Origin of the sequence: Herbiconiux sp. 11R-BC (assembly GCF_049472555.1) — a bacterium.
Lineage (GTDB): Bacteria > Actinomycetota > Actinomycetes > Actinomycetales > Microbacteriaceae > Herbiconiux.
This window is the reverse complement of the sequence record NZ_JBCEBO010000001.1, coordinates 438,510-452,812: the sequence shown is the minus strand read 5'-3', so window position 1 is coordinate 452,812 and position 14,303 is coordinate 438,510. Positions and strand designations below refer to the sequence as shown.

Below are 14,303 nucleotides of genomic sequence, written 5' to 3'. Positions count from 1 at the left end.
GAGGCGGGTCTGGGTCGGAATCGCTGAGAATTCGCTGGAGCGATTTGCGTGAATGTTTCGGGCGGGTAAACTCGTTCCTACCAGACCTCGTGTCTGGATGCAGCGCAACAGTGATTCCCCCCAATCCAGCGTTGCTGCGGCGGCACCCTTCCCCCCATTGGGTGCCGCCCCTCTCTCTTTAAGCGGTGTGCTCGGCGATGCCGGTAGCTCTTCTCCCGTCGGTCGGTCGTTCTCCACAGGGCGAGCCGGCGCCGTCTTCTCCACAGATCGGGCAGCTGCCCCTCGGATCCCGGATGCCAGACCGTAGCGTCGGCGCATGACCAACCGGCCCCGTGCATCCGCCGACTCCTTCGGCCCACTCTCGCCCTATCTCGACGATCCGCGCGTCACCGACCTGTTCGTGAACGGCCACGAGAGGCTCTGGGTCGACCGGGGCGGGGGAGCGGAGCGCGAGGCGTCGTGGTCGTGCCCGAGCGAGGCGCGGCTGCGGGAGTTCGCGGTGCGCCTGGTGTCGAAGGGCGGGCGGCACATCGACGAGGCCGCGCCGTGCGTCGACGTGCGGGTGGAGGGGTTCCGGGTGCACGTGGTGCTGCCGCCCGTGGCGACGGCGGGCACGCTCATCTCGGTGCGGGTTCCGCAGCGCGGATGGCCGAGTCTCGACGAGCTCGCCGCCCGGGGGCTCTTCGGTGCGGGTGTCGCGGCCGACCGGCGGCGGGAGGTGGTCGAGCGGGCCGTGCGGTCACGCACGAACGTGCTGGTCACGGGTGCCGGGGGCAGCGGCAAGACGACGTTCCTCTCGGCCTTCCTGGCGGCGGCCTCTCCGGCCGACCGCATCGTGGTGATCGAAGACGTGGCGGAGCTGCGCATCGCGCATCCGCACGTGGTGGCGCTCGAGGCGCGCCAGCCCAACCTCGAAGGAGCGGGCGGCATCGGCCTGGCCGAACTGGTGCGGCAGGCGCTGCGCATGCGGCCCGACCGCCTCGTGCTCGGGGAGTGCCGGGGCGCCGAGCTGCGCGAGCTGCTGGCTGCGCTCAACACCGGCCACGACGGCGGGGCCGGAACACTGCACGCGAACGCCATCGCCGATGTCCCGGCACGGCTCGAAGCGCTCGGAGCCCTGGCCGGGCTCGACGCCACGGCCGTGGCGCGGCAGGCGGTGAGTGCCATCGGCCTCGTCTGCCATCTGCGGCAATCGGGGCGGCGGCGTGGGATCGAGGAATTCGGGCGGTTCGCGCTCGACGGGCGCGATCGCCTGAGGGTGGTGCCGTTGTCGGGGTTGCTAGAGGCGCCTGAGGTGTCTGACGTGTCTGAGGTGCCGGGTGTTGTGGGGTGCGCGGTGCCGCGTCTTGTGGGGTGCGCGGTGCCGGGCGCAGGCGTGCGGGGGGAGGTGCTGTCGGTGCCGGTGCCGGTGCCGGAGCCGGTCCTGGTGCCGGAGCCGGCGCGCGCGGAGTCGCCGGGGGTGAGTGCGCCTGCCGGGGTGCCGGGCGGTGGTGCGGTCGGCGCCCGTCTGCCGCGAGGGATGCCGCACGTGATGTTCGCTGCTGCCTCGAGCGCGGTTTCGGAGCCGGCGATCGCGTGCGCTGGCGCCCCGGGCAGGGAGCCGTGATGCGCGCGGGCCGGCGGCCGGCCAGCGAAGAGCTCGGGGCCACCGTGGAGAAGCTCGCCGTTCTCGTGGGAGTCGGGATCTCGCCGGCGCAGGCGTGGCGCTATCTCGCGGAAGCGGGCGAAGAACCGGCGGCCACGGAGGTCGTGCGCATGCTCGACCGAGGGGCATCGGTGCCGGAGGCGGTGGCCCGCATGGCCGGTGCGGGTGTGGCGGCCGGACGGCCTTCCCGCCGCGGCACCTCGCGGACGGAGCACGGTGCGGTGGCGTCGACCCGAAGGGCTTGGGCCGTGCTCGCCACCGCCTGGGCCGTGGCGATCGAGGCCGGTGCGCCGCTCGCCCGGTGCCTCGGCGACATCTCCGACGCTCTGCGCGCGGCCGGGAGGGTCGAGCGCGACATCACGGCGGCGCTCGCGGGGCCGACGGCCACCACGAGGCTGGTCGTCGCACTGCCGCTCGTGTCGCTCGCCGCGGGCGCACTGATGGGGCTCGACACCCTCGGTGCGCTCCTCGGATCGGCCGCGGGCATCATCTGCCTGCTGTTCGGACTCGCGCTCGTCGTGGTCGGCCGGCTCTGGAGCGGGTGGTTGCTCCGCCGCGCCCGCACGACTGAGCCCGTCGCCGGTGTCGCGCTCGATCTGGTCGCGGTCGCGCTCTCGGGCGGCGGATCGCTCGAGGCGGCGACGGCGCTGGTTCACGAGCGCTGCGGGGCCCACGGGCTCGCCGCCGAGAACGATATCCCGGCGATGCGCTCCGTACTGGTGCTCGCCGCCCGGGCGGGGGCGCCGCCGGGCGAGCTACTCCGTCACGAGGCCGCCCGAATCCGGCGCGACGCCGTGAGTGCGGCCACCGAGCGGGCCGCCGCCCTCGGTGTGTGGCTGATGGTGCCGCTCGGCGTGTGCATCCTGCCGGCGTTCTTCCTGCTCGCGGTGGCTCCGGTACTGCTCGGGGTGCTCGCCTCGACGGCCTGGGGGTGATCGCCCGGTCAGAACACACCGTCGTTCGGCGACGCCTCTCTCGCTCATTCGTGCCCATCGAAAGGAAAACCCATGACCACCGCCCAGAACACGCTCGTGACGCCTCGAGTCCTCCGAGATCCGGCCGGACGGTCGGCCGTGCGCCGGCTGGCTCGCGCCCTGGCCGACGAATCCGGCGCCGCCACGGCCGAGTACGCGATAGCCACGCTCGCCGCGGTCGGACTCGCGGGCCTGCTCGTCGTCGTCCTGCGCGGCGACGACGTCAAAGGCCTGCTCGTCGACCTCATCCACCGTGCGCTCACTTCGGCGGGCTGAGCGGTGGCGATCGGGCCCGGGGAGATCGGGCTCGGGGAGATCGGCCCCGGGGAGATCGACCCCGGGGAGATCGGCTCTGGGGAGATCGGCCCCGCGGCGATCGGGTCCGGCCCGGCCGGCGCCCGGGCGGTCGGAGTCGGCCCCGTGGCGGTCGGAGTCGATCCCGGCGGGCCCGTGGTGGTCGGCGTGGCGATCGGCGTCGGCCGCGACGGGCTCGTGGCGATCGGAGTCGGGGTCGGTCACCGCGGAGTTCGCCATGATCCTGCCCGCGATCGGGCTCGTCCTCGCTGTCGGGCTCGGGGCTGCGCAACTCGGAGTCGTGCAGGTGCGGCTCACGGATGCGGCGGCCGACGCGGCGCGGATGCTGGGCCGCGGCGAAGGGCCGGGAGCCGCATCCGCGCGCATCTCCCAAGCGCAGCCCGCCGCCGCGATGGCGATCGCCCACTCGGGCGAGCTGGTCTGCGTCACCGCGTCGGCGCAGCCCTCGCTCGGGCTGCTCGGCGCGCTGTTCGCGGTCTCGGGCACAGGCTGTGCGCTCGACGATGCCGACGATGCCGACGATGTCGGCGGTGCCGAATCCGGGTGACGCTCGCTCGGACGTTCGCGTCGCGCCGCACACCCTCACGGCTGAGGCCGACGCCGGCCGACCGCACTGCGCTCGCCGGCGAGGAGGGAAGCGGCAGCGTCGCCGGGGTGGGAGTGCTGCTCGCCGTGTGCGCGGTCCTGCTTGCGCTCGCGCCCCTGGGGGCTGCCGTCGCCGCCCGCCAGCGGCTCGTCGGTGCGGCCGACTCCGCGGCACTCGCGGCCGCCGATGCGAGCTCTGGGCGACGACCGGACTCACCGTGCGGCATCGCCGCCGCTGTCGCTGCGGCAGACGGGGCGCACCTGACCGCCTGCGCGGTCGATCCGGCGGGTGTCGCGGCCGTCACCGTCTCGACCACCGTGGTGGGCTGGCCGATCACGGCCGCGGCGCGCGCCGGACCTCCCCCCGGTCAGTCGACGATGGCCTCCACGTAGCGGTACTCCACCGCGCTCGGCCGGTCGGAGTCGGCGAACTCGAGGCCGGCGGACCGCCGGTAGAGGTAGGTCTTCTGATTCGCCGCCGCCGGGATGCTCAGGCGCGCCTGCGGTTCACCTGCATCCGTGAAATCGGTGCGGACGGTCTTGCCTTCGAGCGGACCGTCGGTGAGTTTGGCGGTGTAGGAGGTGTTCTCCAGAGCCATCGGTTGTGCCCCTCTCCATTGATGTGGACACCCCCATTCTGCGCCGTTACGCCGTGGGCGCAATGGGCGTCGTTTCCTCCTCGGCGAACCCGGAGATTAGGTTCCTGCGGGGATGGTGTGTGTATGGTGTGCCTGATGGACCAGCGGGTCCGTCATCGGCCGGGAGCGTGCACGGAGCGTTCCGACGCCCCTCGGCCGCGAGTGACATATATAAGGAGAACAGTTGCCCGGCCAGAGAAAGCTCGTCATCGTCGAGTCCCCGACGAAGGTGAAGTCGATCGCCCAGTACCTGGGCGAGGGCTTCGACGTGATGGCTTCCGTCGGGCACATCCGAGACCTCGTCGAGCCCAAGAACCTGCCGGCCGAGCTCAAGAAGGGGTCGCTCGGCAAGTTCTCGGTCGACGTCGAGAATCGCTTCGAGCCCTACTACGTGGTGTCGGATGCGAAGAAGAAGACGGTCGCCGACCTCAAGAAGGCGCTCGCCGGCGCCGACGAGCTCTACCTCGCCACTGATGAAGACCGCGAAGGCGAAGCCATCGCGTGGCACCTCCTGCAGGTGCTGAAGCCCAAGGTGCCGGTGCGCCGGATGGTGTTCCACGAGATCACCAAGGAGGCCATCGAGCAGGCCCGCGACAACACCCGGCAGATCGACGACGCCCTCGTCGACGCCCAGGAGACGCGCCGCATCCTCGACCGTCTCTACGGCTACGAGGTGTCGCCCGTGCTCTGGCGCAAGGTAGGCCCCGGGCTCTCCGCCGGCCGTGTGCAGTCAGCCGCCACCCGCCTGGTGGTCGACCGCGAGCGCGAACGCCTCGCGTTCACCAGTGCCAACTACTGGGACCTCACGGCCCAGCTCGCCCCAGACGCCGCCACCCCCGAGATCGACGCCTTCGAGGCGCGCCTCGTGCGGCTCAACGGTGAACGGGTCGCCTCCGGCCGCGACTTCGACGAGTCGGGAAAGCTGAAGAGCAAGGCGGTGGCGCTCGCCGAGCCCGCCGCATCCGCCCTCAAGGCCGCGCTCTCCGCCCCCGGCGTCGAGATCGCCGTCACGAGCCTCGAGTCGAAGCCCTACACCCGCAAGCCCGCCGCGCCGTTCACCACGTCGACGCTGCAGCAGGAGGCCGCGCGCAAGCTGCGGTTCTCGGCACGGCAGACCATGAGCGTGGCCCAGTCGCTCTACGAGAACGGCTACATCACCTACATGCGAACCGACTCCCCGTCGCTCTCGCAGCAGGCCATCAACGCCGCCCGCGCCCAGGCCACCACGCTCTACGGTGCCGACACCATCCCCGAGAAGCCGCGCCTCTACACCGGCAAGGGCAAGAACGCCCAGGAGGCCCACGAGGCCGTGCGCCCCGCCGGCGAGGTGTTCAAGACCCCGTCGGAGCTGAGCGGCGTGCTGCGCGGCAACGACTTCCGCCTCTACGAACTCATCTGGAAGCGCACGGTCGCCTCGCAGATGGCCGACGCGAAGGGCTCAACGGCCTCCGTCACCATCAGCGCCGGCCCCGTGACCGTCGACGAGCTGGGCGGCGCGACCACCGCCGAGTTCTCGGCCTCCGGAACCGTCATCACCTTCCGCGGATTCCTGCACGCCTATGAGGAGGGCCGCGACGAGGAGCGCAACGCGACCGCGGAGCCCAGCGAGGCGAAGCTGCCGCCGCTGAAGGAGGGTCAGGCGCTCGCCGCCGTCGAGATCGACGCGGCCGGCCACGACACCACCCCGCCGCCCCGTTACACCGAGGCCAGCCTCGTGAAGGCTCTCGACGAGCTCGGCATCGGCCGCCCGTCGACCTACGCCTCGATCATCTCCACCATCATCGACCGCGGGTACGTGACCCCCCGCGGCCAGGCCCTGGTGCCGAGCTGGACCGCGTTCTCCGTGGTGCGCCTGCTCGAGGACTTCTTCGCCGACCTCGTCGACTACGACTTCACCGCGGCGCTCGAGGCCGACCTCGACAAGATCGCCGACGGCGAGGAAGACCGTGTCGACTGGCTCAACGGCTTCTACTTCGGCAGCGAGGGCCACCCCGGCCTCCGCAACGTGATCGACAACATGGGCGAGATCGACGCCCGCGCCGTGAACTCGGTCACCATCACCGACGACATCACCCTCCGCATCGGCAAGTACGGCCCCTACCTCGAGGTGCTCGACCCCTCGGGCGACCTCGACGCGCCCCCGCGCCGGGTGAACCTGCCGCAGGAGCTCGCGCCCGACGAACTCACCCCCGAGAAGGCGCGCGAACTCGTCGACGCTCCTGTGGTGACCGACCGCGTGATCGGCGTCAACCCTGCCAACGGCAAGGAGATCGTGGCGAAGGACGGGCGCTTCGGTCCGTACGTGACCGAGCTCGAGCCGGCCCCCACCGAGGCGGAGGCCGCGACCGAGGCCGCAGCTGCCGCCGCCGTTCCGGCCGCCGAGACCACCGAGGCCGGCGCGAGCGCCGCGCCCGCGAAGAAGGCCCCGGCGAAGAAGGCTCCCGCCAAGAAGGCGGCGGCCGCCGTGAAGCCGCGCACCGCATCCCTGTTCAAGTCGATGGACCTGGCGACCATCGACCTCGACACCGCGCTGCGCCTGCTCGACCTGCCCCGCACCGTCGGCGAAGACCCGGAGTCGGGCGAGCCGATCACCGCCCAGGGCGGCAAGTTCGGGCCCTACCTCAAGAAGGGCACCGACACCCGCTCGCTCGAGAGCGAAGACCTCATCTTCGAGATCGACCTGCCGGGCGCCCTCGAGCTGTTCGCCCAGCCGAAGTACGGCGCGCGTCGCGCCTCCAGCGCCCTCAAAGAGTTCGAGGCCGACCCCGAGAGCGGCAAGCCGATCCGGGTGAAGGACGGCCGCTTCGGGCCCTACGTGACCGACGGCGTGACCAACGCGACCATCCCGCGCGGTGAGACGGTCGAGGAGATCGACTTCGAGCGCGCGGTGCAGCTGCTCGCCGACAAGCGCGCCAAGGGCCCAGCCAAGCCGCGCGCGAAAGCCGCCACCACGGCCGCGAAGAAGCCGGCGGCCCGTAAGGCTCCCGCACGGAAGGCCGCCCCGAAGAAGTGAACGGCGTGTTCATCACGCTCGAGGGCGGTGACGGCTCCGGCAAGTCGACGCAGGCGGCCCTGCTCGAGGAGTGGCTCACCGCTCGCGGGCGCACGGTCGTGCGCACGCGCGAGCCCGGCGGGACCGATTTCGGCAACGAGGTGCGCGAGATCGTGCTGCACAGCCGCGGCCACATCTCTCCGCGCGCCGAGGCGCTGCTCTACGCCGCCGACCGCGCCCACCACATCGAAACGAAGGTGCGCCCCGCGCTCGCCCGCGGCGAGATCGTGGTGCAGGATCGCTACCTCGACTCCTCGGTCGCCTACCAGGGCGCCGGCCGCGTCCTCGACGGCGACGAGATCCGCTCCTTGTCCCTCTGGGCCGCCGAGGGGCTGCTGCCGCAGCTGACGATCCTGCTCGATCTCGACGAGGCCACCGCGCGGGCCCGGCTCGACGGGGCCAACAAACGCTTCGACCGGCTCGAGGCCGAGAAGAGCGACTTCCATCGCCGGGTGCGCGCCGCCTTCCTCGAGCTCGCCGCCCGCGAGCCCGATCGCTTCCTGGTGGTCGACGCGGCGCTCCAGCCCGAGGAGATCGCCGCCGCCATCCGAGCCCGGGTCGAGCCGCTGCTCGCCGAGTGATGCTGCGGACAGCCGCCTGGGAACTGTCAGCGGCGGACGATAGGTTGAACACATGAGTGTGTGGGACGACCTCACCGGCCAGTCGGCCGCCATCGAGGTGTTCCGTGCTGCCGCGAATTCCGCGGGCCCGGCGGGCTCGACGCCCGCCTCCGCATCCCCGGGCGCGGCCACCGCCCCCGATTCCATGACGCACTCCTGGCTAGTCACCGGCCCTCCCGGTTCGGGTCGCTCCAACCTCGCCTACGCCTTCGCCTCGGCCCTGCTGTGCCGCAACGGCGGATGCGGGGTGTGCGCCGACTGCCGCCAGGTCGCGGCCCGCACGCATCCCGACCTCGCCATCCTCGCCACCGACCGCGTGATCATCTCGATCGACGAGGTGCGCCGGCTGGTGTCCTCGAGCCAGTTCTCGCCCTCGGTGTCGCGCTACCGCGTGGTCGTGATCGAAGACGCCGACCGCATGGCCGAGCGCACCTCGAACGTGCTGCTGAAAGCGCTCGAGGAGCCGCCCGAGCGCACGGTATGGATCCTCTGCGCGCCGAGCGAGGCCGACCTGCTGCCCACCATCCGCTCCCGCGTGCGCTCGGTGCGCCTGCGAGTTCCGAGCACGGCCGACGTCGCCGCCCTGCTCGTGAAGCGCGACGGCGTCGACGAGGCCACCGCCCTGCGCGCGGCCCGGGAGTCGCAGAGCCACATCGGCATGGCCCACCGCCTCGCCACCAACGACGAGGCCCGCGCCCGCCGGGCCGAGACCATCCAGCTCGCGCTCTCGGTGCGCTCGGTGGGCGACGCCGTGCGCGGGGCCGCCCGACTGCTCGACATCGCGGGCGCCGACGCGCAGGCCATCACCGAGGAGCGGGATGCCGAGGAGCGGGCCGCCGCACTCCGCTCGCTCGGCATTGAACCCGGCCAGGCCATCCCGCCGGCGCTCCGCTCGCAGATCAAGAACCTCGAAGACGACCAGAAGCGGCGGGCGACCCGCAGCCTCCGCGACGGCATCGACCGCATCCTCACCGACCTGCTCTCGCTCTACCGCGACGTCCTGCTCGTTCAGCTCGGGGCGCAGATCGAACTCGTGAACGAGGCCATCTCGGCGCGCGTGCGGGCGCTCGCCGAGGGTAACGATTCGTCATCGACTCTCGCGGCGATGGACGCGATCGCCGACGCCCGGCGCAGGATCTCGGCTAACGTCGCACCAGCGCTCGCCCTCGAGGCCCTGCTCGTCACGGTCGCCGCGGCGAACAGCTCCGCTCCACGAAAGGTGCCCCAGTGACCCGTCGTTCTTCTCGCACCCCTGCTCGCGCCCGCACCCGCGCCGTCGGTCTCGTCGCGATGGCCGCCGCGGCCGCCCTCGCGCTCAGCGGATGCGTCTCGTGGTTCGCCGGGCAGAACGGCGCGAGCGTCGCCCCCACAGCATCCACCTCGAGCCCCACCGGCGAGAACGTGCCCGCCGCCCTCCAGCAGTTCTACGGCCAGGTGCTCGACTGGCAGCCCTGCGGCGGCAGCTTCGTCTGCGCCGACGCCACGGCCCCGCTCGACTGGGCGAACCCGGGCAGCGCAACCGTGAAGCTCGCCCTCATCAAGAAGCCCACCACCTCGTCGAACAAGCTCGGCACGCTCTTCGTGAACCCGGGCGGCCCGGGCGGCTCGGCCTACGACTTCGTGCAGCAGTCGGCCGACTACGCCGCCCACCCCAGCCTGCAGGCGCAATACGACCTCATCGGCTACGACCCGCGCGGCACCGGCCACTCCGACGCCGTGCACTGCCTCACCGACGCCGAGCGCGACGCCTACCTCTACGACATCATCCCGGGCACCCGCGGTTCGCAGCAGTGGATCGACGCCTACACCGCCACCTCGAAGGACTTCGCACAGAAGTGCGCCGCCAACACCGGGCCGCTGCTGCAGTTCATCGACACGGCGAGCACCACGCACGACCTCGACATGCTGCGTGCGGTGGTCGGCGACCCCAAGCTCAACTATCTCGGCTACTCCTACGGCACCTTCCTCGGGGCCGAGTACGCGAACAACTTCCCCGACAAGGTCGGCCGCATGGTGCTCGACGGCGCCGAAGACCCCACCTCGAGCGGCTTCGACGTCAGCATCTCGCAGGCCGTCGGTTTCGAGCAGGCCCTCAAGAACTATCTGAGCGATTGCGTGAGCCGATCCGGATGCTGGTACACCGGCACCGCAGACGCCGCGCTCACCGAGATCCAGCGTCTCCTGGCGCAGGTCGACGCGAGCCCGATCCGCGCCTCCGACGGCCGCGAGCTCGGCTCGACGAACCTGCTCACCGCGATCTTCTACCCGCTCTACAACAAGGGCAACTGGCCGAGACTCGACGACCTGTTCACTTCCGTCGAGGCCGGCCAGGCCGACTACGCCTTCCAGCTCGCGGATGCCTACAACAGCCGCAACCCCGACGGCAGCTACGCCGACAACCTGATCGAGTCGTTCAACGCGATCTCCTGCGCCGACTACCCGGCCACCACCGACCCGGCCGTCATCGCGCAGCAGAACGCCCAGATCGTCGCCGCCTCGCCGACCGTCGGCCCCTACTGGACCTACGGCGACATCCCCTGCGCCCAGTGGCCCTACCCCTCCACCCGGGTTCCGGCCGCCGTCACCGCGGCGGGCTCCGACCCCATCCTCGTGGTCGGCACGACCGGCGACCCGGCCACCCCGTACAAGTGGGCCGAGGCGCTCGCGAGCCAGCTCGAGAACGGCCACCTCGTCACCTTCCAGGGTGACGGCCACACCGCCTACAACTCCTCGAGCTGCGTGGCCGCCACGGTCGACGCCTACTTCCTGCAGGGCACGGTCCCCTCCGCCGATCCGAAGTGCGCCGCATGACGAGCGGGGGAGAGGGCGCGAACACCGCTGCGGGCGCGGTGGCCGGCCGCGACAGCGAGGAGCTCGGACTGCGCGAGCGCAAGCGGAGGGCCACCCGCCGCAACATCCAGCTCGCCGTGCTTCGGCTCACCGCCGAGCGCGGTCTCGACCAGGTGACCGTCGACGACATCAGCGGAGCGGCGGGCGTCTCGCCCCGCACCTTCTTCAACTACTTCCCCACGAAGGAGGCCTCGCTCGCCGGCGACGCGCCCTTCATGCTCACCGAGGCAGTCACCACCGCCTTCGAGGCCGCCGGGCCCGACGGCGATCCGCTCGAAGACCTCATCGCCATCATGGCGGCGCAGGCGACGGAGGAAGACGCGCTCGACCCCGAGCTGCACCAGCTGCGCCGCGCCGTGATGAGCGACTACCCGCAGATCGTGGCGGTGAAGATCGACCGGATGCGCGAGTTCGAGGCCGAGCTCGCCGCCTCGGTGGTGCGCCGGCTCGAGATCGACGCCGAGAAGCGCGGCACCGGCTTCGACCCGGCCGACGCCGCCGAGCGTGCGCGCCTGATCGCTCTGCTCTCGCTCACCATCGCCCGCGCCGCCTGGATCTCGTGGGCCGCGCATCCCGACACCGAGCTGTTGCCCGAGCTCGTGATGCGCAGCTACGAGCGGCTGCGCGAGGTCGTGGGAGTGCCCGTGCGCCTCTGATCCGGTGTCACGGGAGGCCCCACGGATCGGCTATGCTTTGTTGCTGTGCCGCGCACCGAGTGCCGGCCAGGCCGCCTTAGCTCAGTCGGCAGAGCGATTCACTCGTAATGAATAGGTCCCGGGTTCGATTCCCGGAGGCGGCCCCAGTTCTGCTCCACCGCGGTACCCACCTCTGCCCGAACGGGAGACATCGATGTCAGAATCCATTCGCTGGGGAATCCTCGGCACCGGCTGGATCGCCGAGACCTTCGTGACCGACCTTCTCGCCGCCGGACTCTCGGTGACGGCCGTCGGCTCGCGCAGCCAGGAGTCGGCGGATGCCTTCGCCTCGCGCTTCGGCATCGCGACGGCCCATCCGAGCTACGAGGCCCTCGCGGCCGACCCCGAGGTCGACGTGGTCTACGTGGCCACCCCGCATCCGCTGCACGCCGAGAACGCCCTCCTGGCGATCGCCGGCGGCAAGCACGTGCTGGTGGAGAAGCCCTTCACGCTCAACGCGGCCGAAGCGCAGCAGGTCGCCGACGCGGCCGCCGCGGCCGGGGTCGTGGTGATGGAGGCGATGTGGACGCGCTTCCTGCCGCACATGGCCCGGCTGCGCGAGATCATCGCCGCCGGCACCCTCGGCGAGGTGCGTACCGTCATCGCCGACCACGACCAGAAGCTGCCGAGCGACCCGGCGCACCGCATCAACAACCTCGCCCTCGGTGGAGGCGGTCTGCTCGACCTCGCGATCTACCCGGTGTCGTTCGCGGTCGACGTGCTCGGGCTGCCCACGCGCATCCTCGCCCACGCCACGATGAGCGCCACCGGTGTCGACCGGCAGACCGCGCTCATCTTCGAGCACGAGGGCGGCCGGCAGTCGATCTCGCACAGCGCCATCGACGCCTCGGGGCCGGTGCGCGCGGCGGTCATCGGCACCGACGCCTGGATCGACATCGAGCGCTGGTGGTACAACCCGACGCCGTTCACGGTGTTCAGTGCGGAGGGCGAAGTGCTCGAACGCTTCGACCAGCCGGTGGAGTCCCGCGGGATGCAGTTCCAGGCCATCGAGCTGGAGCGCGTCATCCGCGCCGGCGAGAGCGAGAGCCCGCTGCTGCCGATCGCCGAGACGGTGGCCATCATGGCGGTGCTCGACGAGGTGCGCGAGCAGATCGGACTCCGTTTCCCGTCGGAGTGATGAGGGACGCGGGACGCGTGGCGAAGGGCTCGTCACGAGGGGCTCGCAGCGACGGCGAGTGACCGGTGACGGCGCCGAGGGGGTGCGGGTACCATGGCTGGGATGTCCGACGACCAGGTGCCTCTGACGCGGCGTGAGCTGCGAGAAGCCGAAGCGCGCGCTGCTGCGGCCGCTTCGGCCGACGAGCAGGTGACCGGCGACACCCTTCCCACTGCGCGATTGCCGAAGGTCGGCAGCGGGGCCGCGCCTACGCTCGTGGTGCCCGCCGCCATCCCGCCCTCGGTCGCCGCGATGGCCCTCGACGACGATGCGGCGACGGCGACGGCGGCGACGGGCGGTGCCGCGGCAGGCCGCGGGGCCGGTGGTGGCTTCTGGGCGCTGGTGCGCCGTCATCCGCGGATCTGGGGCGGATCGACCGCCGCCGTCGCCCTGCTCGTGCTGGGCGGCGGAGCGTTCGCCGCGGGCGCCGCCGTGGCGGGCGGCTCGAGCGCGCCGGTGGCCGTCGTCGACAGCGCGACCGCCACGCCCACCCCGAGCGCCACGGCCACGCCGACCCCCTCGGTGACGGCCCGGGCGCAGCCGCAGGCGGCCGGGGCGCCGTCGCCCATCCGAACCTGCTCGGTCGCCGACCTCGCCACCGACTCGCGCCTCGGCACCTTCCTCGGCAGCGTGCGCAACGCCGCCACCGGCGAGGTGCTCTTCGACCGCAGCGCGAACACCTACGCCCGCACCGCCAGCGTGATGAAGGTGCTCACGAGCTCGGCCGCACTGGCGGTTCTCGGCCCCGACTACCGCGTTCCCACCACCGTGGTGAAGGGGGCGAACCCGGGCGAGGTCGTGCTCGTCGGGAGCGGCGACATCACTCTCGCGAGCACCGGGTCGAACATCTACCAGGATGCCGCGAGCCTGCCCGAGCTCGCCGCGCAGGTGAAGGCCGCCTGGGCCGCCGACCCCTCCACCGCCGGCACGCCCATCACCTCGATCGTGCTCGACGCCTCCGCTTTCTCGGGCGACCGCTGGCAGCCCTCGTGGAACCGCAAGGAACTCTACGACGGCTACTCCTCCGAGGTCACGGCGCTGCAGGTCGACGGCGACCGCGACGACCCTTCGGCCAACGTCTCTGCCCGCAGTGAGAACGCGGTGCTCCGGGCCGGCCAGAGCTTCGCCATCTCGCTCGGCGTGCCGAACGCGACCCTCGCGGAAGGCACGGCATCGGCGGGCGCCGCGCAGCTCGGCCAGGTGCTCTCGGCGCCGGTGTCGACGATGATCCCGGATGCGCTGCTGCGCTCCGACAACACCGAAGCCGAGATGCTCGCCCGGCTGGTGGCCGTGAAGCTCGGCGTCGGCAGCGATTTCGGCGCCCTGCAGAAGGCCATTCCGCAGGCTCTCGCCACCTACGGCCTCGACACGAGCGGTCTCACCATCGTCGACGGATCGGGCCTCAGCGACGACAACGGGGTGTCGCCGAACTTCCTCAGCCAGCTCTTCATCAAGATCGACGACCGCGAGGGCAATCTCGGCATCATCGCCGACGGCCTGCCGGTCGCGGGCCGCTCGGGAACGCTCGCCGGCCGGTTCAACGGCACGCCCGCGGCGGGCAACGTCATCGCCAAGACCGGCTGGATCGACACCGGCTACACGCTCTCCGGCATCATCGATGCCGCCGACGGCTCGGTGCTCACCTTCGCCTTCTTCGCCCTCGACGACGTCGACGACAGTGCGAAGACGGCCATCGACGCCCTCACGAACGGTGTCTACGCCTGCGGGAACAACCTCGCCAACACCTGAGCG

General features: G+C 71.7%; 13 protein-coding genes and 1 tRNA gene. 13 read left to right on the top strand and 1 reads right to left on the bottom strand.

Features of this window, described 5'->3' with window-relative positions:
- Window positions 1-316 precede the first annotated feature (316 nt).
- From VD659_RS02010 to VD659_RS01990, 5 genes are all read left to right on the top strand, one after another.
- On the top strand, window positions 317-1,606 hold the full coding sequence (locus VD659_RS02010; protein ID WP_423259475.1) for a TadA family conjugal transfer-associated ATPase: 1,290 nt from the start codon (window positions 317-319) through the stop codon (window positions 1,604-1,606).
- Entirely contained in the window at window positions 1,576-2,580 is a 1,005-nt protein-coding gene (locus VD659_RS02005) for a type II secretion system F family protein (RefSeq protein ID WP_423259474.1), read from the top strand. The genes VD659_RS02010 and VD659_RS02005 overlap by 31 nt, the downstream gene beginning before the upstream one ends.
- A gap of 72 nt (window positions 2,581-2,652) precedes the next feature.
- Window positions 2,653-2,895 (top strand): DUF4244 domain-containing protein, encoded by a 243-nt coding sequence (locus VD659_RS02000; protein WP_423259473.1) that lies wholly within the window; start codon window positions 2,653-2,655, stop codon window positions 2,893-2,895.
- Window positions 2,873-3,481, top strand: a complete 609-nt coding sequence (locus VD659_RS01995; protein WP_423259472.1) for a TadE family type IV pilus minor pilin — start codon at window positions 2,873-2,875, stop codon at window positions 3,479-3,481. The genes VD659_RS02000 and VD659_RS01995 overlap by 23 nt, the downstream gene beginning before the upstream one ends.
- Window positions 3,478-3,912 (top strand): Rv3654c family TadE-like protein, encoded by a 435-nt coding sequence (locus VD659_RS01990; RefSeq protein ID WP_423259471.1) that lies wholly within the window; start codon window positions 3,478-3,480, stop codon window positions 3,910-3,912. Before VD659_RS01995 ends, VD659_RS01990 begins: the two co-directional genes overlap by 4 nt.
- Here VD659_RS01990 and VD659_RS01985 read toward each other — a convergent pair.
- Window positions 3,888-4,118 (bottom strand): hypothetical protein, encoded by a 231-nt coding sequence (locus VD659_RS01985; protein WP_423259470.1) that lies wholly within the window; start codon window positions 4,116-4,118, stop codon window positions 3,888-3,890. The two genes, VD659_RS01990 and VD659_RS01985, sit on opposite strands and share 25 nt — an antisense overlap.
- Before the next feature lie 223 nt (window positions 4,119-4,341).
- Here VD659_RS01985 and topA point away from each other — a divergent pair, with 223 nt between their 5' ends.
- The 8 genes from topA (at window position 4,342) to dacB (ending at window position 14,300) form a co-directional block, all read left to right on the top strand.
- Entirely contained in the window at window positions 4,342-7,170 is a 2,829-nt protein-coding gene (gene topA / locus VD659_RS01980) for a type I DNA topoisomerase (RefSeq protein WP_423259469.1), read from the top strand.
- Window positions 7,167-7,790, top strand: a complete 624-nt coding sequence (gene tmk, locus VD659_RS01975) for a dTMP kinase (protein WP_423259468.1) — start codon at window positions 7,167-7,169, stop codon at window positions 7,788-7,790. The genes topA and tmk overlap by 4 nt, the downstream gene beginning before the upstream one ends.
- A gap of 52 nt (window positions 7,791-7,842) precedes the next feature.
- Entirely contained in the window at window positions 7,843-9,060 is a 1,218-nt protein-coding gene (locus VD659_RS01970) for a DNA polymerase III subunit delta' (RefSeq protein WP_423259467.1), read from the top strand.
- Window positions 9,057-10,640 carry an alpha/beta hydrolase gene (locus VD659_RS01965; protein ID WP_423259466.1) on the top strand — a complete coding sequence of 528 codons (1,584 nt, stop codon included), beginning with the start codon at window positions 9,057-9,059 and terminating at the stop codon, window positions 10,638-10,640. Before VD659_RS01970 ends, VD659_RS01965 begins: the two co-directional genes overlap by 4 nt.
- Window positions 10,637-11,335 carry a TetR family transcriptional regulator gene (locus VD659_RS01960; RefSeq protein ID WP_423259465.1) on the top strand — a complete coding sequence of 233 codons (699 nt, stop codon included), beginning with the start codon at window positions 10,637-10,639 and terminating at the stop codon, window positions 11,333-11,335. Before VD659_RS01965 ends, VD659_RS01960 begins: the two co-directional genes overlap by 4 nt.
- Window positions 11,336-11,405: 70 nt before the next feature.
- Window positions 11,406-11,481 (top strand) — tRNA-Thr (locus VD659_RS01955).
- A 47-nt stretch (window positions 11,482-11,528) separates the two neighbouring features.
- Entirely contained in the window at window positions 11,529-12,512 is a 984-nt protein-coding gene (locus tag VD659_RS01950) for a Gfo/Idh/MocA family protein (RefSeq protein WP_423259464.1), read from the top strand.
- Between the two features lie 102 nt (window positions 12,513-12,614).
- Window positions 12,615-14,300: a D-alanyl-D-alanine carboxypeptidase/D-alanyl-D-alanine endopeptidase gene (gene dacB / locus VD659_RS01945; RefSeq protein WP_423259463.1), complete on the top strand. Its 1,686-nt coding sequence runs from the start codon at window positions 12,615-12,617 to the stop codon at window positions 14,298-14,300.
- Window positions 14,301-14,303 lie beyond the last annotated feature (3 nt).

Coding starts and splice junctions, on each gene's coding strand:
- VD659_RS02010 (WP_423259475.1), top strand. CDS start 317: ATGACCAACCGGCCCCGTGCATCCGCCGACTCCTTCGGCCCACTCTCG.
- VD659_RS02000 (WP_423259473.1), top strand. CDS start 2,653: ATGACCACCGCCCAGAACACGCTCGTGACGCCTCGAGTCCTCCGAGAT.
- VD659_RS01985 (WP_423259470.1), bottom strand. CDS start 4,118: ATGGCTCTGGAGAACACCTCCTACACCGCCAAACTCACCGACGGTCCG.
- VD659_RS01970 (WP_423259467.1), top strand. CDS start 7,843: ATGAGTGTGTGGGACGACCTCACCGGCCAGTCGGCCGCCATCGAGGTG.
- VD659_RS01960 (WP_423259465.1), top strand. CDS start 10,637: ATGACGAGCGGGGGAGAGGGCGCGAACACCGCTGCGGGCGCGGTGGCC.
- VD659_RS01950 (WP_423259464.1), top strand. CDS start 11,529: ATGTCAGAATCCATTCGCTGGGGAATCCTCGGCACCGGCTGGATCGCC.
- dacB (WP_423259463.1), top strand. CDS start 12,615: ATGTCCGACGACCAGGTGCCTCTGACGCGGCGTGAGCTGCGAGAAGCC.